The sequence below is a fragment of the Sphingomonas palmae genome (genome assembly GCF_900109565.1).
GTDB classification, from domain to species: domain Bacteria; phylum Pseudomonadota; class Alphaproteobacteria; order Sphingomonadales; family Sphingomonadaceae; genus Sphingomonas; species Sphingomonas palmae.
Genome location: NZ_FNZZ01000001.1, coordinates 701,081 through 719,193 on the forward strand (window position 1 = coordinate 701,081; position 18,113 = coordinate 719,193).

Sequence of the window (18,113 nt, forward strand, 5' to 3'; positions counted from 1 at the left end):
GGCTATCGTGCCAAGAATGTCGCGATCGCCTCGCCAAGTTCGGGCTTGGTCACCGCGCTCATGTGATTGCCCGGAACCTCTGCGTAGCGACCTGCCGGCAACGCGTCGGCCAGGTCCTGCGCGGAGCCATTGTCGTCGTCCTCCGCGCCAGCGACGACCAGCACCGGCTGGGTGACCTGCTCGAGCACGCCCGGCGGCGTGTCGACGAAGGTGTCGAGCACGCGCAGTAGCGCCTCGGGATCACCTTTGGTCGTCTTCAGGAACGCCTCGGTCAGCCATTCGCGGCTGCCGCGCTCGAACGAGCCGAGGTTGGTCAGCACGTTGCGGAAGTACCCGCCCCGCCCCGCCGTCGCGACGATCCCCGCAAGCCCCATGCCCGACAGGACGACGCGCGCGGGCGCGGCCCCGTTCGCGAGCATCCTGACGGTCGTGCGCGCACCGAGCGAGTAGCCGCCCAAGTCGTAGTCGGTCAGGTTGAGGTGCTCGATCAGCGCCAGACCGTCGCGCATCAGCGCGTCGGGCGGGTAGCTGCCCGCATCGTGCGGCTTCGCGCTGTCGCCGTGCCCGCGCAGGTCGGGCATGATGACACGAAAGCCGTTCGCCGCCACCGCCGCGGCGTGACCGTAGCGAAGCCAATTGGTTTTCGCGTCGGAGAAATAGCCGTGGATCAGCACCACCGGCCGGCCCTCTCCCAGCTCACGCCACGCAATCCGCGCGCCGTCGAAGCTGTGAAAGAAGTGCGGTTCGATCTCGTTACGCGTCACGCGCTTTCTCCCACTTGGCGACGAGCGGCTGATATTTGTCGCTGCGCAGCCGTGGCAAGCCTGCGGTGTCGAGCCAGGCTTCTTGGTGGCTTTCCCACCCGAAATGCGAGGTGGGGCAAAACCGCGACGGATCGTCGAAGCTGCCCATCGTCAGGTCGGTCTTCGCAGGTTTCCCGTCAGCCGGCTGATCGACGTACTCGAACGTCAGCGGGGCGCCGCACGCCGAACAGAAGCCACGCCGCGCGATCGGCGACGAGGCGAAGCGGTCGGGCTCGCACGTCCACGTCACCGCGTCGCGCAGCACCTGCTTGAACGCCGCCGCGACGCCGCCGGTCGCGCGCTGGCACATGCGGCAGTGACACAGATAGGCGTCGTCGTCCTCGACCTCGGCCGCGTAGCGGACGCGCCCGCATTGGCATCCGCCCGACATCCGCTCGCCCACTCGCATCTCCTCTCGTGACCGTCACGCGATCGTGCCCGTCAGTCCGGATAGACGCTAGTCGTCGTCGTCACCACGCGCCACACGCCGCCGGTTCGTCGCTCCCACACGTTTAGCCCGGTGCCGGGAAACTGCACCTCGATCATCGCTCGGTCCCCACGTATCAGTGGGCCGTACAGTGTGAAGCACTCGACCCGCGACGCCACCGGAATTCCGCCGATGATTGCGCCCCTTACGCCACCGCCGCCGCGGAAGGTGTCAGGGGCATACAGGTCAGCGAAACCTGGTGGTGCCGGTGGATCGATGCGCCGCGCATGTTGCGCGGGCTGCCACGGGGGGATGATGCGGTCGACACAGAGCGGCGCTGAGAACACCTGCGCATTGGCGGTTCGCGCCACCTCCGCCATTGCCACGTCAGCGATTTGCGCGATCTCGTTGCGCGGGTTCGGCTGGCACGCGGACGCGGCGAGGAGCACGACCAGCGCCGCCACGTTGCGCGCCATCGCGATCAGTCCGCCTTCTTCAGGTGACGGCGCCCGAGCAGCTCGGCGATCTGCACTGCGTTCAGCGCGGCGCCCTTGCGCAGATTGTCGCTGACGCACCACAAGGACAGGCCGTTCTCGACCGTCGGGTCCTCGCGCACGCGGCTGACGTAGGTGGCGTCGTCGCCCGCCGCCTCGATCGGGGTGATGTAGCCCTCGTCCTCGCGCTTATCGATCAGCATGATCCCCGGCGCCTCGCGCAGGATGCGCTGCGCGTCCTCGGCCGAGATCTCGTCCTCGAACTCGATGTTGAGCGCCTCCGAATGGCCGACGAAGACGGGCACGCGCACGCAGGTCGCGGTGATCTTGATCTTGGGATCGAGGATCTTCTTGGTCTCGACGACCATCTTCCACTCTTCCTTGGTCGACCCGTCGTCGAGGAAGCTGTCGATGTGCGGAATGACGTTGAACGCGATCTGCTTGGTGAACTTCTTCGGCTCGGCGGGATCGCCGACGAAGATGTTGCGGCTCTGCTCGAACAACTCGTCCATCCCTGCCTTGCCCGCGCCCGACACCGATTGATAGGTCGCAACCACGACGCGCTTGATCGTCGCGGCATCGTGCAGCGGCTTCAGCGCCACTACCATCTGCGCGGTGGAGCAGTTCGGGTTGGCGATGATGTTCTTCGCGCGATACCCGTCGATCGCGTCCGCGTTCACCTCCGGCACGATCAGCGGCACGTCGGGGTCCATCCGGTAGAGCGACGAATTGTCGATCACGGTGCAGCCGGCGGCGGCGAATTTGGGCGCGTAGACCTTGGTCGCCTCGCTGCCGATCGCGAACAGCGCCATGTCCCAGCCGGCGGGATCGAAATGCTCGATGTTCTGTATCTTGAGCATTCGGCCGGTATCGCCGTACTCGATCTGGTCGCCCTGACTGCGCGACGATGCCAGCACCGCGATCTCGTCGGCGGGAAACTGCCGCTCGGCCAGGATGTTGACCATCTCGCGCCCGACATTCCCGGTCGCGCCCGCGACCACCACCCGGTAACCCATCAATACAACCCCTTATCGATCCGCCGCGGCCTTAGCCGCGCGCGGTATCCCACGCCAACGAAGCTTTACTTCGCCGCGCTCGTGCTGCTCGCCGGCTTGTCCTTCACCTCGCGATTGAGGAAGCCGAGGATCGTCGTCCACAGATGCTCGCTGATGCCCGGTCCGCCGACGCGGTGCGTCTGGCCGGGATACATCATCATCTCGAACGGAGTGGCGGTCTTCTGCAACTCGGCGGCGAGCTTGGTCGAATTGTCGAGAAAGACGTTGTCGTCCGCCATGCCGTGGATCAGCAGCAACGGATCGCTGATCTTCGACGCGTCGCCGACCGCACCTGACGCGGCATAAGCCTCGGGCACCTGTCGCGGATCGCCCATGTAGCGCTCCGTGTAGTGCGTATCGTACAGCTGCCAGTCGGTCACCGGCGCGCCCGCAACCGCGGCCGCATAGACGCCCGGCGTCTTTTCCAGCATCTTGACCGACATGTACCCGCCGTACGACCAGCCGTAGGTCGCGATCTTGCCCGCATCAACGAACGGCAGCGTCTTCAGGTAATCAGCGCCCGCCTTCTGGTCCTCGACCTCGACCGTGCCCATCGCGTGGTAGATCGTGTCCTCGAACGCCTTGCCGCGGTTGATCGAGCCGCGGTTGTCGACTTGGAAGAAGATCCAGCCCTGGCTGACCAGATATTGCGCCATCGCGCCGTTCCAGTTGCGCATGACCTGCTGGCTGTGCGGCCCGCCATAATGCTGGAAGAACACCGGGTAGCGGCGTCCCTTTACCAGCTTGGGCGTGATCATCTGCCAGTAGAGCGGCGTACCGTCCGCCGCCGGAATAGTGCCGAACTCGGTCGGGCGATGCGCCGCCATGAATGGCGCATAGGGATGGTCACCCGCGATGCGGTTCTCGTTGATCCACGCGACGCGCTTGCCGCTCGCGTCGGCGAGGTACGTCTGCGGCGGCTGCTGCGGGTTGGAGCGGGTCACGATGAAGCGCGTGCCCGTGCCGTCGGCGGTGGCCGAGTTCCACCATCCGCGCTCGGTTAGCCGCGTGATCGCGCGGGTTTTCAGGTCGAACGCGTAGAGCTGCTGTTCGAGCACGTCGTCCTTGTTGGCGAGGAAATACGCCTTGCCCGCGCCCTCATCGACCGCGACCAGCCCGGTGACGACCCACGTCCCGCTGGTCAGCTGCTGCCACGCCCCTGCGCGCCACAACCACAGGTGACCGAAGCCGTCGCGCTCCGACCGCCACAGCACGCTGCCGTCGCGCATGACGCGATAGGCGTCGGTCAGGTTGATCCAGCTCTTCGCACCCGATTGCTCGGTGAACATGACGCTCGACTTGCCGGTCGCCGGGTCGACGCGCAGCATGTCGAGGCGGGTCTGCGCGCGGTTCTCGCGCTGGACGAGGAGCGCGGCGCCGTCAGGCGTCCAGTCGACCCGCGCCAGATAGATGTCGGGATCGGTGCCGAGGTCGACCTTCACGCGGCCCGTACCATCGGGCTTCATCACGTACAGCTCGACCAGCGCGTTGGGCGTACCCGCCGCGGGGTAACGCTGCTGGTAGATGCTGGTGCCCGACGCACCGATCGAGGCGCGCGTGGCGACGTGCACGGGCGCGTCGTCGAAGCGCTCGACTGCGATGTAGCGCTCGTCGGGCGACCACCAGTAACCCGTGCGGCGATCCATTTCCTCCTGCGCGACGAACTCCGCCTCGCCCCAATGGACGGTGCCGCCGCCACCGGTCGTGACCGCCTTTGCTACCCCCTGCCCGAGCGACGCGACCTGCAAATTCTGGTCGCGCACGAACGCAATGAAGCGCCCGCGCGGGCTGATCGTCGGGTTGAGCGCGCCCTTGGTTCCGTCCAGCCTGCGCGCCTGCCCGTCGCGGCCTGCCAGGAACAGCTCGCCGTCGATCGGCACCAGCAGGCTCTGCCCGTCGGGCGACCAGTCATATTGCAGCACGCCGGTCTTGCCGGTCAGCGAACGGTCGCGCTCGCGCTGCATCTTGGCGGCTTCGGACAGTTCGGCGCCGCTGCCCAGCTTCTTGCTGTCGACCAGCATCCGCTCCGCGCCCGTCTTCGTGTCGAGCGCCCACAGGTCGTAGCGCTGCCGCTCGTCGGCCCGGTTGCGCACGGAGGTGAGCAGCGTGCCGTCCGGGGACAGTCTGAGCGATTGCGGCTGCGGACCGGCGAGGTCGGGGCTGCCGAACACGCGGCGGAGCGTCAGCGCGGGCGCACTCGCCTCGGCCTTGCTCGTCCGAGGCGCCGCCGTGCGATCAGCGGTCACTGCGCCGGCTCCACTCGCCAACGTGATCGCCACCGCTGCCACACCCGCGCTCAACCATGCCCGCATCTCACTCTCCACACCGCGCCGCTGCGGCTTGTCGCGCCCTCGATTAGCGGGCGCAGCGTCGATAGACCACCCGCCTGCATTGCCGCTCGCGCGGAACCGGAAACGTTGCACAGTGTTGCCCGCGCGATGACGACCGACGACTGCATCATCATCGGCGGCGGCCCCGCCGGGCTGACCGCCGCGATCTACCTCGCGCGCTACCACCTGCGGGTGCGGCTGTTCGACTCAGGCTCGAGCCGCGCGGCGATGATCCCGTGCACGCGCAACCACGCCGGCTATCCCGAGGGAGTCGCGGGCAAGGATCTGCTCGCGCTGATGCTCCAGCAGGCGGAGAAATACGGCGTGCATCGGCAGCCGGTACGCGTCGACAAGCTGGCCCGCGACGACGACGGCTTCGTGATCGAGACGGCACAAGGCGGCTTCCGCGCACGCGCCGTGCTGCTCGCGACCGGCGTGGTCAATCATCGCCCGGCGCACCTGCTGCCCGAGGTGCACGATCCGGCACTGGAGCGCGGGCTGCTGCGCTACTGCCCGGTGTGCGACGGGTACGAGGTGACGGATAAGAAGGTCGGCGTGATCGGCACCGGTGAGCATGGTGCGCGCGAGGCGCTGTTCCTGCGCAGCTTCACACGCGACGTGACGCTGATCGCGCCCGAGGTCGAGCACGCGCTCGACCCCGCGTGCGCCGCGAAACTGGACGAGGCCGGGATTGCGCGCGTTAACGGCCCCTGTGGCAACTACGCGATCGAACGGGAGCAGCTAGCCTTCGATACCGCACGCGGTCGCATGGCGTTCGACAGCGTCTATCCCGCGCTCGGCTCGCGCATCCGATCGCACCTGGCGATCGAGGCGGGTGCGCGCGCGACCGATGTCGGCTGCCTCGAGGTCGACGACCACCAGCGTACCAGCATCCCCGGCCTGTTCGCCGCGGGTGATGTAGTGAAGGGGCTGGATCAGATCAGCCACGCGATGGGAGAGGCCGGCGTTGCCGCAACGACGATCCGCAACATGCTGAGCGAGCAGCAGCCGCTGTGGCGGTAACGGGCGAACTCAGTCGACGAACGCGGCTTCGATCATCAGCCGCTCGTCGTTCCACTCGGGCACCGCGCTGATCGGCACCATGAAGCGCTTGCCGGGCCGGCCGTCGATCGAGGGGCGTTCGACCTCGACCACGTCGCCTGCGCCGAAATTCTCGACCGCGACGACGTAACCGAGCGCGTCACCATCGGTCGATACCGCGGCAAGTCCGATCAGATCGGCGTGGTAATATTCGCCCTCATCCAGCGCGGGCAGCGCCTCGCGCGGCACGGTCAGCACCGTGCCACGCATCGCCTCGGCCGCATTGCGGTCGGCAATCTGCTTGAAACGAGCGATGTTGCCGTTGCGCAGCGACTGGAGCGTCAGCGCACCGTCGTTGAACGACCGGTGCGCCTCCAGCTGCTCCGCGAAAACCTTGAGCTTGACCTCGCCGCCCACGCCGTGCGCGCCGGCGATCGCGGCGAGCACGACCTGCCCCGGCGACACTGGCGACGCCGCTACAACCCGGTCACGCGGGCTCGGGTGAGCCGTCGCTTGTGCCGGGGGTGTCGTTGGCCCCTTCGACGGGCTTGGTGGACGATGCCCCCTGGTTCGTGGCGTCTTGGTCGTCATGCTCGCGCGGGGGCTGGTTGGGGTCGGTCACGGCGTTCTCCTCTCATGATGTGAGGAAAACGCGCGGTAACCGATTGAGTGCCGACCCGATCGGGACCGGCGTCGCAGGGCGCCGGCCGGTACAGATCACCGACCGGCGAAGCGGGTTCAGGCCTCCGCCGTCTCGGCTTCGGTCGTCTCGGCGGGGGCGTTGGCGGCTTCCTCAGCGGCCTTCAGCTTCTCGGCACGCTCCTCAGCGCGCTCGGTCGCCTTCTCGCCGGGCTTGCCCTTGGTCGGGTTGTTGCGCGCAGCGCGCTCCTTCACGCCGGCCTTGTCGAGGAAGCGGGCGACGCGGTCGGTCGGCTGCGCGCCGACGCCGATCCAGTGCTTCGCACGCTCGGCATCGAGGATCACGCGCTTCTCGTCGTCCTTGCCGAGCAGCGGGTTGTAGTTGCCGATCTTCTCGATGAACTTGCCGTCACGCGGGCTGCGCGCATCGGCGACGACGATGCGGTAGTAGGGACGCTTCTTCGAGCCACCACGCGACAGACGAATGCTCAGTGCCATGTTAGTCTTCTTCCTTCTTCAATTTGGATCGCCCGCCTTAGGCGGGCACGTGAAACTTACTTCTTGAACTTCAACCCGCCGGGCATTCCCGGCAGCCCGCCCGGGATGCCTCCGGGGCCCGGCAGCCCCGGCATGCCGGCCAGGCTTCCGCCCGGCCCGCCGGCCTTGGACATCATGTCGCCTAGCTCCGCACCGCCCAGCGCGTTGCCGAGCCCGCCCAGCCCGCCCTTGCCGAGCATGCCGAGCAGCCCCTTCATCCCGCCCATCTTCTTGATCTTCTTCATGGCGGTCTGCATCTCGAGGTGCATCTTCAGGAGCTTGTTGACCTCCTGAACATTGGTGCCCGACCCCTTGGCGATGCGGATCTTGCGTTTGGCGTTGATCAGCTCGGGCTTGGCGCGCTCCTTGACCGTCATCGACGTGATCATCGCGTCCATGCGCAACAGGATCTTCTCGTCGACCGCGCCCGACGCCATCGCCTTCTGCGCGCCCTTCATGCCGGGCAGCATGCCGGCGAGCGCGCCGAGCCCGCCCATACGCCGCATCTGCGCCAGCTGCGCGCGCAGGTCGTTCATGTCGAACTGCCCCTTGGCGAGCCGCGCGGTCATCCGCTCGGCGTCTTCCTGCTGGATCGCCTCGGCGGCGCGCTCGACCAGGCTGACGACGTCGCCCATGCCCAGGATGCGGCCGGCGACGCGGCTCGGCTGGAACGCTTCCAGCGCGTCCATCTTCTCGCCGACGCCCGCGAACTTGATCGGCTTGCCCGTCACCGCACGCATCGACAGCGCCGCGCCACCGCGCGCGTCGCCGTCCATGCGGGTCAGCACCACGCCCGTCAGCGGCACCTGGTCGGAGAAGTTCTGCGCGACGTTGACCGCGTCCTGACCGGTCAGCGAGTCGACGACGAGCAGGATCTCGTTCGGCGTCGCGACCTCGGCCACCGCCTTCATCTCGTCCATCAGCGCCTGATCGACGTGGAGGCGGCCCGCGGTGTCGAGCATCAGCACGTCGAAGCCCTGCAGCTTCGCCGCCTGGAGCGCACGCCGCGCAATGTCGACCGGCTGCTGCCCGGCGACGATCGGCAGCGTTGCCACCTCGACCTGGGTGCCGAGCGTCGCCAGCTGCTCCTGCGCGTTCGGGCGATTGACGTCCAATGACGCCATCAGCACCTTCTTGGTCGGGCGCCCGGTGATCGAACCCTTCGACAGCCGCCGCGCGATCTTGGCGGTGGTGGTCGTCTTGCCCGAACCTTGCAGGCCGACCATCATCACGACCGCGGGCGGCGCGACGTTCAGGTCGAGTTCGGCGCCCTCGGAATCATCGCCGCCCAGCATTTCGACCAGCGCGTCGTTGACGATCTTGACGACCTGCTGCCCCGGCGTGACCGAGCGGAGCACGTTCTGCCCGATCGCGGCCTCGGTCGCCTTGTCGACAAACTGGCGGGCGACCGGCAGCGCCACGTCGGCCTCGAGCAGCGCGATGCGAACCTCGCGCATCGCCTGGCGCACGTCGGCCTCGGTCAGCGCGCCGCGGCCGCGCAGCCGGTCGAACACTCCACCAAGACGATCGCTGAGGCTCTCGAACATTCAAATCCCTTCCGCCGGTCGCAGCAGCGCGCCCGACTAAATCCGTCTGCCGCCAAACGCAAAAGCGCCGGCGGGCGAAACCTCGCCGGCCAGCGTGCGCCGCAGATGGACGCGTTGCTCAAGCGTTCACGGTGGAACGTGGACGCGCCTGTAGCCCAATGCCGCCCTGCCGGCAAGGTCGCGCGTGTCAACAACACGCAAAGGGACGTAACGGCCGCATTGAACACCGATCGGCTTTCATGCTTTAGTTCGCTTAAGCCACTGAACCAATGTGGCGTTGATCGAAGGAGACGATGCGTGGGCCAGCCTTCCGAGAAGCAGAAACAGCTTCATCACGACGTCACCAACGTTGGTCTCCGCGCGCAAGTGACGGCGGTCGGGCTGATCCAACTGTGCATCGAACTGCGCAAGACCAATGCGCTGAGCGAGGAAGGCCTGTCGAACGTCAAGAAGGCGATCGCCGACGAGCTACTGATCGGGCAGAACCGCCGCTATTGCTCGCGCGAGCAGCGCTGCGACGTCGAAGCGCGGATTGATCGTATCTTTGCGGGCGAACAGAAGGTCGGACCGGCCGAGGAGCTGTCCTTCGTCACCGAGGCGGAAGGCACGCCGCTACACTGAGGACTTCCGAGGCCCCGCTCACCCGCTCGTAACCTCGCGGTTGACCCGCGACGCGGCATCCTCAAGGGACCGAAGATCACCGATCGGAAGTCCCTTCGCCCGTGTCCTTTAACGCCACCGTCCTGACGCTCTACCCCGACATGTTCCCCGGGCCGCTCAGCCACGCGCTCGCCGGGCGCGCGCTCGCGAACGGACTGTGGTCACTTGAGGCGGTCAACATCCGCGACAGCGCGACCGATCGCCACCGCACCGTCGACGACACACCTGCGGGCGGCGGCGCGGGCATGGTGCTGCGCGCCGACGTGGTCGCGAGCGCCCTCGACGCGGTTGCCGACGACCGACCGATCCTCGCCATGACGCCGCGGGGCGCACCCCTTACCCAGGCACGCGTCCGCAGCCTTGCCGCCGGCCCCGGCACGATTCTCCTGTGCGGCCGTTTCGAGGGGTTCGACGAACGATTGTTCGACGCGCGTGAGATCGAGCAGGTCTCGATCGGCGACTACGTGCTCTCGGGCGGAGAGATGGGAGCAATGGTGCTGCTCGACGCTTGCGTCCGGCTCGTTCCGGGCGTAATGGGCGCGGCTTCCAGCGGAGACGAGGAAAGCTTCGAGAGCGGCCTCCTCGAATATCCGCATTATACCCGACCATATGATTGGGAAGGGCGCACGATCCCCGAAGTGCTGCGATCGGGGGATCATGCGAGGATCGCTGCCTGGCGAAAGCATCGGGCGGAGGTCGACACACGGCTACGGCGGCCGGACCTGTGGGAGCGTCACACCGGCGCTCGGGTCCAGTCGCCCTCTGGCGCGCGGCACGAAGACGAAGGTTGAACACACATGAACCTGATCCAGACGCTCGAGGCCGAGCAGATCGCCAAGCTCGTCGCCAAGCGCGAGATCCCCGAGTTCCGCGCCGGCGACTCGCTGCGCGTCGGCGTTCGCGTGGTCGAGGGCGAGCGTACCCGCGTCCAGAACTATGAGGGCGTGTGCATCGCGCGCTCGAACAAGGGCATGGGCTCGAGCTTCACCGTTCGCAAGATCTCGTTCGGCGAGGGTGTGGAGCGCGTGTTCCCGCTCTACTCGCCGAATATCGAATCGATCACGGTCGTGCGCAAGGGCGCGGTGCGTCGTGCGAAGCTGTACTACCTGCGCGGCCGCACGGGTAAGTCGGCACGTATCGCCGAGCGTCGCGACACCCGTACCGCGGCGGTCGCGGCCGAGTAATCGGCGCGCGCCATACGGCAGCGTTTCCAGGGGCGCGGGTGGTGTCTGCCATTCGCGCCCTTTTCGCGTCCGGCGCGCTCCTGCCGTGGACTTGATCCGCCCCGGCCCCTAGATCGCCCGGCATGTCCGCTTTCCCCCGGCCCGTCATCACGCTGGGCTGCCGCCTCAACATCGCCGAGAGCGAGGCAATCCGCCAGCTCCTGCCCGCGCACGGCCGCGACGTGGCGGTGGTGAACAGCTGCGGCGTGACCAACCAGGCGGTGAAGGACACGCGCGCCGCGATCCGCCGCCTGCGTCGTGACCGTCCCGGCGTCGAGCTGATCGTCACCGGCTGCGCCTCCGACATGGATCGCGCCGCCTTCGAGGCGATGCCCGAGGTCGACCGCGTCGTCGGCAATGCGGCCAAGCTGCTGCCCGCCACCTGGGGACCGCGCGCCAACATGCCGCCGCCGCGCCGCCACACGCGCGGCTTCGTCGGGGTGCAGAACGGCTGCGACCATGCCTGCACCTTCTGCGCTATCCCGCAGGGCCGCGGGAGCAGCCGCTCCGACCCGATCGGCGCGGTCGTTGAACACGTTGCTGAGCTGATCGAGCGTGGACAGCGCGAGGTGGTGCTGAGCGGGGTCGACCTGACTAGCTACGACGATCACGGTGCGCGCCTTCCCGTGCTGATCGAGCGACTGCTAGCGGCGGTGCCGGCGCTCGGGCGGCTGCGGCTCTCCTCGCTCGACCCGGCGGAGGTGGACGACCACCTCTTCGCTCTGCTCACCGAGGAGCCGCGCGTCATGCCGCACGTGCATCTCTCGCTACAGGCGGGCGACGACCTGATCCTCAAGCGGATGCGTCGCCGTCACAGCCGCGCGCAGGCGATCACGCTGGCGCAGAGGCTCAAGATCGCGCGACCAGAGATCACGATTGGCGCCGACCTGATCGCGGGCTTCCCGACCGAGAGCGAGCCTGCGCACGCCAACACGCTCGCGATGATCGATGACGCCGACATCACCCACACGCACGTCTTCCCCTACTCCCCGCGCGACCGCACGCCGGCCGCCCGGATGCCGCAGGTCGCGCCAGAGATCGCGCGCACGCGTGCCGCAGCGCTTCGCCAGGCGAGTGCCGCACGCCGCGCCGACTGGCTCGCGACGCAGGTCGGCACGGTGCAGCCAGTGCTCGTCGAGCAGCCGGGCGACCGTGGACATACCCCTGCCTTCGCCGACCTGCACCTGAGCACTGCCGCGCCGGTCGGCACCATCGTCAACGCCCGCGTTACCGCGGCGACTTCTACTCACCTGATCGGGACTCCTGAATGAGCACCAGCTGGCACGACAAGCTGCTCGGCGGTTTTCGCCGCACCTCCGACCGCCTCGTCGGCAACCTCGCGGGGCTGGGCGGCGCGCGGCTAGACGACGACACGCTCGACGAGATCGAGGAAGCGCTGATCGCCTCCGACCTGGGGCCCGAGACCGCCACCCGCGTCCGCGCGCGCTTGGCCGAGGGCACGTTCGAGCGCAACATGGAGGAACTCGGCATTCGTGTCGTCGTCGCGGAGGAAGTCGAGAAGGTGCTGGCTGAGGTCGCCAAGCCGATCGAGATCGAGGCATTCCCGCGCCCGCAGGTGATCCTGGTCATCGGCGTCAATGGGTCGGGCAAGACGACCACGATCGCGAAGCTCGCGCACCTGTTCATGGAGCAGGATTACGCGGTCATGCTGGCGGCGGGCGACACCTTCCGCGCCGCCGCAATCGGGCAATTGCGCACATGGGCCGAGCGGATCGGGGTGCCGATCGTCACCGGCCCCGAAGGCGGCGACGCCGCCGGCATCGTATGGGACGCGGTCAAGAAAGCGACCGAGATCGGCACCGACGTGCTGATCGTCGACACCGCGGGCCGCTTGCAGAACAAGCGCGAGCTGATGGATGAACTTGCCAAGATCCGTCGCGTGCTCGGTCGCCTCAACCCGGCCGCACCGCACGACGTGCTGCTCGTGCTGGACGCCACCACGGGGCAGAATGCGCTCAACCAGATCGAGGTGTTCAAGGAGGTCGCGGGGGTCACCGGCCTCGTGATGACCAAGCTCGACGGCACCGCGCGCGGCGGCGTACTGGTCGCGGCGGCGGAGCGCTACGGCCTGCCGATACACGCGATCGGCGTCGGCGAGCAGATGGACGACCTGCGCCCGTTCAACGCCAACGAGGTCAGCCGCATCATCGCCGGCGTCGACACGGGGCCGCGCAAGTGAGCACCACATCGGCGCCTGCGCGGGCATCCGAGGCGAGCAGCGGCATCAAGCATCTGGTCGACTACGGTCCGCTGGTCGTGTTCTTCCTGGTCAACTTCCTCGTCCCCGCGACCGCGGCGCGCGGGATCGTGTCGCATTTCACCCGCGCGCTCGACGGCATGGCGCAGGTCGAGATGCTGCTGATGGCGCGCGTGATCCTGGCGACCGCCGCCTTCGTGATCGCGAGTGCCGCCGCGCTGGTACTCGCCAAGGTAAAGCTAGGCCGCGTGCCACCGCTGCTGCTGATCTCGGGTGGGCTGGTGCTCGTCTTCGGCGGGCTGACGATGTATTTTCGCGACGCGCGCTTCATCCAGATGAAACCGACGATCGTCTACGCGCTGCTGTCGGGCGTGCTGCTCGGCGGATTGCTGGCGCACAAGCCGCTGCTGCGCGACCTGCTCGGCAGCACCTATCCCGGCCTGAGCGAAGCGGGCTGGCGGCGGCTGACGATCAACTGGATTCTGTTCTTCGCTGCGATGGCGGTCGCGAACGAGGCCGTCTGGCGCGGCGCCTATGCGCTATACGGCAAATCGCGTGGCTGGGACCTGTGGGCGATCTACAAATTGTGGGTCGTAATCCCCCTCACCCTGATCTTCGCGATCGCGAACGTGCCGATGCTGCTGCGCCACGGTGCGCAACTCGGGCAGGAGCCGCCGCTGCCGCCAGAAGGCTGAAAGCGCGGGCTGACACGAAAAAGGGCGCGTCACCCGACGCGCCCTCCTTTCTCACATCAACAAGGCGTTCAGCCCGCCGCCTGCTCGTAGCGGCGTCCGGCCTCGTCCCAGTTCACCACGTCCCACCACGCCTTCAGATAGCCCGGCCGATCGTTCATGTAGGTCAGGTAGTAAGCGTGCTCCCACACGTCGTTACCGAGGATCGGCGTGCCCGGCTCCTTGGCATCGTCCATCAGCGGGTTGTCCTGGTTCGGCGTCGACGTGACCTTGAGCGCGCCGTCCTTGTCCGCGATTACCCAGGCCCAGCCCGAGCCGAACTGGCCCGCGCCCTTGGTGTTGAAGTCCTCCTTCAGCTTGTCGAGCCCGCCATAGGCGTCGATCGCCTCCTTGAGCTTGCCCGACGGCTGCGTCGAACCCTTCGGCCCCATGATCTTCCAGAAGAAATCGTGGTTCCAGTAGCCGCCGCCGTTGTTGCGGATGAGCGGCGGCTGCTGCGAGATCATGCCGAGGATTTCCTCGATCGACTTGCCCTCCAGCTTCGGATCGGCCGCGACGCCCTCGTTCAGCTTGTTGGTGTAGGCCGCGTGATGCTTGTCGTGGTGGAACGTCATCGTCTCCTTGGAGATGACCGGCTCCAGCGCGTCATAAGCGTACGGCAGCGGCGGCAGTTCGAAAGCCATGAATATATCCTCCTGATGGGGCTCGCGACGAGAACGCGACCGCCGTCAAATGGCTCCGGCTAGGTCGTTACGCAACCGCTCCGATCAGGTCATGGCGGCGCAGCGCGTGGCGCAGCTGATCGTAGCTCAGCCCCAGCGCCTCCGCGGTCGCGCGCTGGTTGAAGCGATGCTCGGCGAGCGTGCGCGCCAGCAGCTCGCGCTCGAATCGCGCGACGCGCGACTTGAAGTCGGATGGCCCCTCCTCGCACGCGACGACTGGCGCGTCCTCGTCGGGCAAGTCGCGCGGCTTCGTGTCCGGCGCGACCTCCCCACGCGGCGCCGATCGCGCTGTCGCGGGCCGGTACGGCGAGTGGAACGGATCGATCTCGATCACGTCGATCGGCCCCGCATCCTCCCACCGATAGACTGCACGCTCGACCACGTTGCGCAATTCGCGCACGTTGCCGGGCCAGCGGTGATCCATCAGCGCCTCGGTCGCCTTGGGGCCGAACCCCGCAAACTCATCATGCCCCAGCTCCGACGCCATCCGCCGCCCGAAATGGTCGGCGAGCACCGGAATGTCGCTGCGTCGCGCACGCAAGGGAGGCAGCGTGACGACCTCGAACGACAGCCGGTCGAGCAGGTCGGCGCGAAAGGTGCCCTCCTCCACCCGGTCGGGCAAATGCTCGTTGGTCGCCGCGACGATCCTGACATCGACCGTCATCGCGCGCGACGATCCGATCCGCGTCACCTCGCCGTACTCGACCGCCCGCAGCAATCGCTCCTGCGCGCCCATCGACAAGGTACCGAGCTCGTCGAGGAACAATGTCCCGGCGTCCGCCTCCTCGAACCTGCCGGTGCGTGCCTTGGTCGCTCCGGTAAACGCGCCCGCCTCGTGCCCGAACAGCTCCGCCTCGATCAGCGTCTCGGGCAGCGCGGCGCAATTCATCGTGACGAGCGACTGGCTCCACCTGGGCGACAGATGGTGGAGGCGTTCCGCCACCAGTTCCTTGCCCGTGCCGCGCTCACCGATCACCAGCACCGGGCGGTCGAGCGCGGCAGCGCGACTGGCGCGTTCGAGCGCGTCGAGAAAGGCACCCGATTGCCCGATCACCTGCGTGGTCCTGCGCATGAACCAATGCTTGGCAAAGTTCGCCAAGTCTTGGCAATCCCCAAATCCTCACAATAGCCTTCGATTGCGTCAAGCCCCTGACGGGAAACAGTTTTCTGATTTGGCACGCTCTCTGCAAAGCATGGGACAACAACGCACACAGGGAGTTACACCAATGACCAGCATCACCAGCAAGCTCGCCGCGGTCGCCTGCACCATCGTCGTCAGCGCCACCATGCTCTTCGGCGCGGTCGGCCCCGCTACCGCGATCGGGCACACCGCCCCCATCTCTCGCGTCGCCTGACGCTCCGGTCCGGCGGCAGGCCCGTTTCCGCCCCCGCCGGAACCGAGTAAGAAGCGCGTATCACCAGGAGTCCAAACTACATGGGCATTTTCTCCCGAACCCGCGACATCGTCGCCGCCAACATGGCCGAGCTGCTCGAGAAGGCGGACGACCCGGCGAAGATGATCCGGATGATCATCTCGGAGATGGAGGACACGCTGGTCGAGGTTCGCGCCTCCGCCGCGCGCACCATCGCCGACAGCAAGGAAATGCGCCGCCACATCGAGCGCCTGTCCGAACTGGAACATAGCTGGACCGAGAAGGCCGAGCTGGCGCTCAGCAAGGAGCGCGAGGATTTGGCCAAGGCGGCGCTGGTCGAGCGCCGCAAGGCAGGCGACATGGCGCAGCAGCTGCGCGACGAGGTCAAGCTCCTCGACGACACGCTCCGCGCAAGCGAGGACGACATCGCCAAGCTCCAGTCGAAGCTGCGCGAGGCACGTACCAAGCAGAATGCGATCGCGACCCGGCTGGAGAGTGCCAACACCAAGGCGCGCCTGCGCGAACTGTGGAACGGTCCCAAGACGCACGAGGCATTCAGCCGCTTCGAACTGCTCGAACGCCGCGCCGACGAGGCCGAGGGCCGCGCCGAGGCGATGGGGCTGACGCCCAAGACGCTGGAAGACGAATTCAACGAACTGCGCTCGAGCGACAAGATCGACGCCGAGCTCGCCGCGCTAAAGGCGCGCATGAACAAGGACCGCTGATATGGAAGACATTCTGACACCCGTCTTCGTCTGCGCAATCCTCTTCATCGGACTGCCGTGGCTGATCTTCCACTATGTGACGAAGTGGAAGACCGCGCCGCGGATCACCGACGAGGACGAGCGGCTGCTCGACGAGATGTACAATCTCGCGCGCCGGCTTGAGGAGCGGGTCAACACGGTCGAGCGGATCGTCGCTGCCGACAATCCCGACTTTCGCCCCGGCCTGGCCGATTATCGCAACCAGCCCGACTATCGGCTCGAAGGCGGCGACGCCCGCTTCGACACCAGCCGCCAACAGCGTCCCTCGTTTGAGCGGAGGAACTGATGTCCGACAGCCGCACCAAATTCTACCTCGATAAACAGGATGCCAAGTGGAAGGGCGTGTGTTCGGGGATCGCCGACTATACCGGGATCGAGGTGATATGGGTCCGTATCGCGATGATCCTGCTGACGCTCGCCGGCGGCTTCCCCTGGACGTTGATCGCCTACGCGCTGATCGCCTGGATGGCGGAAGCGAAGCCGATCAACCTGTATCAGGACCGCGCCGACCAGAAATTCTGGCAGGGCGTGCGCAGCAACCCGACGCGTTCGACCGCCGAGGTCCGCTCGAAATTCCGCGAACTTGACCGGCGGCTGGCCGACATCGAGCTGCATTACACCAGCCGCAACAGCACGCTCGCCAACGAGATCGACAGCCTGCGCTGATCGACTGCGAGCACGAAGGGGAGAAGAACAATGCACGGTCCGTGGTTCGTCCTGTCGATCATCGCGATGTCGATGGCGGCATGGGTCATCAACAACTGGATACGCGCTTGGCACGGTTACTCGATCAGCGACGATTGGGGTCGCAACATCGACAAGGGTGACGCAGGCGCCAACCGCAACATCGCGCTGCTTTCCAGCGATAACGAGCGCTTGACCGGGCAGGTCAGCCGCCTGGAAGAGCGGATCGCGGTCTTGGAACGCATCGCCACCGACCCCGCCACCCGCACCGCGCGCGAGATCGACGCGCTGCGCGATCGCTAGAAGGAGGACCAGACCGTGTCCGATTTCGTCGCTCAGAACTCCGCACTCGTTTTTCTCCTCGCGCTCATCATGCTCGGCATCGTGGTGCTCGGCATCGGCAGCGAGATGTTCAAGCGCTGGCTGCAGCACAAGGAAGTGATGGCAACAGCGCTCAATGCCCAGGCTGCGGAGAAGGCGGCGCAGTACGCCGCGCAGACCGAACGGCTGGAGGCGCGGGTCCGCGTGCTCGAACGGATCGCAACCGACGGCGGCAACGACCTGTCGCGCGAGATCGAGCAGCTGCGCACTCCGGCCGCCCCGCCCGCGCTCAACTGAACCCAATCTTTTCAGGAAAGAACCACGATGCCTTGGTCCGTAGCTTTCATGGTGGTGATGATCGTGATGATCACGGCCATCGCGAAGACCGCCCGCCACCGCAACCACCACATGCTGAGCGGTTCGCAGGCCGCGCCGCAAGAGGTCACGCACGCGCAGGAGGAGATCCGGCAGCTCAAGGAGCGCGTCCAGGTGCTCGAGCGCGTGATCACCGAGAACCACCACAGCCTCGACCTCGACCGCGAGATCGCGCGGCTGCGCGACCGCTGACGCACTTGACGCTTAA

General features: G+C 67.0%; 24 protein-coding genes. 14 read left to right on the forward strand and 10 right to left on the reverse strand.

Features of this window, described 5'->3' with window-relative positions; all coding sequences use genetic code 11:
• Window positions 1-2 precede the first annotated feature (2 nt).
• From BMW51_RS03350 to BMW51_RS03370, 5 genes are all read right to left on the reverse strand, one after another.
• A complete protein-coding gene (locus BMW51_RS03350; protein ID WP_093003279.1) occupies window positions 3-764 on the reverse strand; it encodes an alpha/beta fold hydrolase in 762 nt (253 codons plus the stop codon).
• Window positions 754-1,206 carry a GFA family protein gene (locus BMW51_RS03355; protein ID WP_093003281.1) on the reverse strand — a complete coding sequence of 151 codons (453 nt, stop codon included), beginning with the start codon at window positions 1,204-1,206 and terminating at the stop codon, window positions 754-756. The genes BMW51_RS03350 and BMW51_RS03355 overlap by 11 nt, the downstream gene beginning before the upstream one ends.
• Window positions 1,207-1,244: 38 nt before the next feature.
• A complete protein-coding gene (locus tag BMW51_RS03360; protein ID WP_093003283.1) occupies window positions 1,245-1,706 on the reverse strand; it encodes a hypothetical protein in 462 nt (153 codons plus the stop codon).
• Window positions 1,707-1,711: 5 nt separating this feature from the next.
• A complete protein-coding gene (locus BMW51_RS03365) occupies window positions 1,712-2,740 on the reverse strand; it encodes an aspartate-semialdehyde dehydrogenase (RefSeq protein ID WP_093003285.1) in 1,029 nt (342 codons plus the stop codon).
• Window positions 2,741-2,805: 65 nt separating this feature from the next.
• Window positions 2,806-5,091 (reverse strand): S9 family peptidase, encoded by a 2,286-nt coding sequence (locus BMW51_RS03370; protein ID WP_093003857.1) that lies wholly within the window; start codon window positions 5,089-5,091, stop codon window positions 2,806-2,808.
• A 126-nt stretch (window positions 5,092-5,217) separates the two neighbouring features.
• Here BMW51_RS03370 and BMW51_RS03375 point away from each other — a divergent pair, with 126 nt between their 5' ends.
• Window positions 5,218-6,132, forward strand: coding sequence for an NAD(P)/FAD-dependent oxidoreductase (locus tag BMW51_RS03375; RefSeq protein ID WP_093003287.1), 915 nt, complete (start codon window positions 5,218-5,220; stop codon window positions 6,130-6,132).
• Window positions 6,133-6,141: 9 nt separating this feature from the next.
• Here BMW51_RS03375 and rimM read toward each other — a convergent pair whose 3' ends face one another.
• The 3 genes from rimM to ffh form a co-directional block, all read right to left on the reverse strand.
• Entirely contained in the window at window positions 6,142-6,615 is a 474-nt protein-coding gene (gene rimM, locus BMW51_RS03380; RefSeq protein ID WP_093003289.1) for a ribosome maturation factor RimM, read from the reverse strand.
• Window positions 6,616-6,888: 273 nt separating this feature from the next.
• Window positions 6,889-7,287, reverse strand: a complete 399-nt coding sequence (gene rpsP / locus BMW51_RS03385) for a 30S ribosomal protein S16 (protein ID WP_093003291.1) — start codon at window positions 7,285-7,287, stop codon at window positions 6,889-6,891.
• Between the two features lie 56 nt (window positions 7,288-7,343).
• Complete coding sequence (ffh, locus tag BMW51_RS03390) at window positions 7,344-8,873, reverse strand: signal recognition particle protein (RefSeq protein WP_093003293.1); 1,530 nt, start codon at window positions 8,871-8,873, stop codon at window positions 7,344-7,346.
• 297 nt (window positions 8,874-9,170) lie between these two features.
• Here ffh and BMW51_RS03395 point away from each other — a divergent pair, with 297 nt between their 5' ends.
• The 6 genes from BMW51_RS03395 (at window position 9,171) to BMW51_RS03420 (ending at window position 13,669) form a co-directional block, all read left to right on the forward strand.
• Window positions 9,171-9,494, forward strand: a complete 324-nt coding sequence (locus BMW51_RS03395; protein WP_093003295.1) for a hypothetical protein — start codon at window positions 9,171-9,173, stop codon at window positions 9,492-9,494.
• Between the two features lie 101 nt (window positions 9,495-9,595).
• Window positions 9,596-10,324 carry a tRNA (guanosine(37)-N1)-methyltransferase TrmD gene (gene trmD / locus BMW51_RS03400; protein ID WP_093003297.1) on the forward strand — a complete coding sequence of 243 codons (729 nt, stop codon included), beginning with the start codon at window positions 9,596-9,598 and terminating at the stop codon, window positions 10,322-10,324.
• Window positions 10,325-10,330: 6 nt separating this feature from the next.
• Window positions 10,331-10,717 (forward strand): 50S ribosomal protein L19, encoded by a 387-nt coding sequence (gene rplS, locus BMW51_RS03405; protein WP_093003299.1) that lies wholly within the window; start codon window positions 10,331-10,333, stop codon window positions 10,715-10,717.
• Window positions 10,718-10,839: 122 nt separating this feature from the next.
• Entirely contained in the window at window positions 10,840-12,027 is a 1,188-nt protein-coding gene (locus BMW51_RS03410) for a MiaB/RimO family radical SAM methylthiotransferase (RefSeq protein WP_093003301.1), read from the forward strand.
• Window positions 12,024-12,956 carry a signal recognition particle-docking protein FtsY gene (gene ftsY, locus BMW51_RS03415; protein ID WP_019516524.1) on the forward strand — a complete coding sequence of 311 codons (933 nt, stop codon included), beginning with the start codon at window positions 12,024-12,026 and terminating at the stop codon, window positions 12,954-12,956. Before BMW51_RS03410 ends, ftsY begins: the two co-directional genes overlap by 4 nt.
• The gene (locus BMW51_RS03420; RefSeq protein ID WP_093003303.1) at window positions 12,953-13,669 is read left to right on the forward strand and encodes an inner membrane-spanning protein YciB; all 717 of its coding nucleotides are present in this window, start codon (window positions 12,953-12,955) and stop codon (window positions 13,667-13,669) included. The genes ftsY and BMW51_RS03420 overlap by 4 nt, the downstream gene beginning before the upstream one ends.
• Window positions 13,670-13,737: 68 nt before the next feature.
• On the opposite strand, the gene BMW51_RS03425 is transcribed toward BMW51_RS03420, so the two are convergent.
• On the reverse strand, window positions 13,738-14,349 hold the full coding sequence (locus BMW51_RS03425) for a superoxide dismutase (protein ID WP_093003305.1): 612 nt from the start codon (window positions 14,347-14,349) through the stop codon (window positions 13,738-13,740).
• A gap of 67 nt (window positions 14,350-14,416) precedes the next feature.
• Window positions 14,417-15,460 (reverse strand): phage shock protein operon transcriptional activator, encoded by a 1,044-nt coding sequence (gene pspF / locus BMW51_RS03430; protein ID WP_093003859.1) that lies wholly within the window; start codon window positions 15,458-15,460, stop codon window positions 14,417-14,419.
• 154 nt (window positions 15,461-15,614) lie between these two features.
• Here pspF and BMW51_RS16320 point away from each other — a divergent pair, with 154 nt between their 5' ends.
• The 7 genes from BMW51_RS16320 (at window position 15,615) to BMW51_RS03460 (ending at window position 18,097) form a co-directional block, all read left to right on the forward strand.
• Window positions 15,615-15,743, forward strand: coding sequence for a hypothetical protein (locus tag BMW51_RS16320; protein ID WP_281243234.1), 129 nt, complete (start codon window positions 15,615-15,617; stop codon window positions 15,741-15,743).
• Window positions 15,744-15,823: 80 nt separating this feature from the next.
• Window positions 15,824-16,486 carry a phage shock protein PspA gene (gene pspA / locus BMW51_RS03435; RefSeq protein WP_093003307.1) on the forward strand — a complete coding sequence of 221 codons (663 nt, stop codon included), beginning with the start codon at window positions 15,824-15,826 and terminating at the stop codon, window positions 16,484-16,486.
• 1 nt (window position 16,487) lies between these two features.
• Complete coding sequence (pspB, locus tag BMW51_RS03440) at window positions 16,488-16,811, forward strand: envelope stress response membrane protein PspB (protein ID WP_093003309.1); 324 nt, start codon at window positions 16,488-16,490, stop codon at window positions 16,809-16,811.
• Window positions 16,811-17,191 carry an envelope stress response membrane protein PspC gene (gene pspC / locus BMW51_RS03445; RefSeq protein ID WP_093003311.1) on the forward strand — a complete coding sequence of 127 codons (381 nt, stop codon included), beginning with the start codon at window positions 16,811-16,813 and terminating at the stop codon, window positions 17,189-17,191. Before pspB ends, pspC begins: the two co-directional genes overlap by 1 nt.
• A gap of 30 nt (window positions 17,192-17,221) precedes the next feature.
• A complete protein-coding gene (locus BMW51_RS03450) occupies window positions 17,222-17,512 on the forward strand; it encodes a hypothetical protein (protein WP_093003313.1) in 291 nt (96 codons plus the stop codon).
• Between the two features lie 105 nt (window positions 17,513-17,617).
• On the forward strand, window positions 17,618-17,827 hold the full coding sequence (locus tag BMW51_RS03455; protein ID WP_425440965.1) for a hypothetical protein: 210 nt from the start codon (window positions 17,618-17,620) through the stop codon (window positions 17,825-17,827).
• Between the two features lie 48 nt (window positions 17,828-17,875).
• Complete coding sequence (locus BMW51_RS03460; protein WP_093003315.1) at window positions 17,876-18,097, forward strand: hypothetical protein; 222 nt, start codon at window positions 17,876-17,878, stop codon at window positions 18,095-18,097.
• Window positions 18,098-18,113 lie beyond the last annotated feature (16 nt).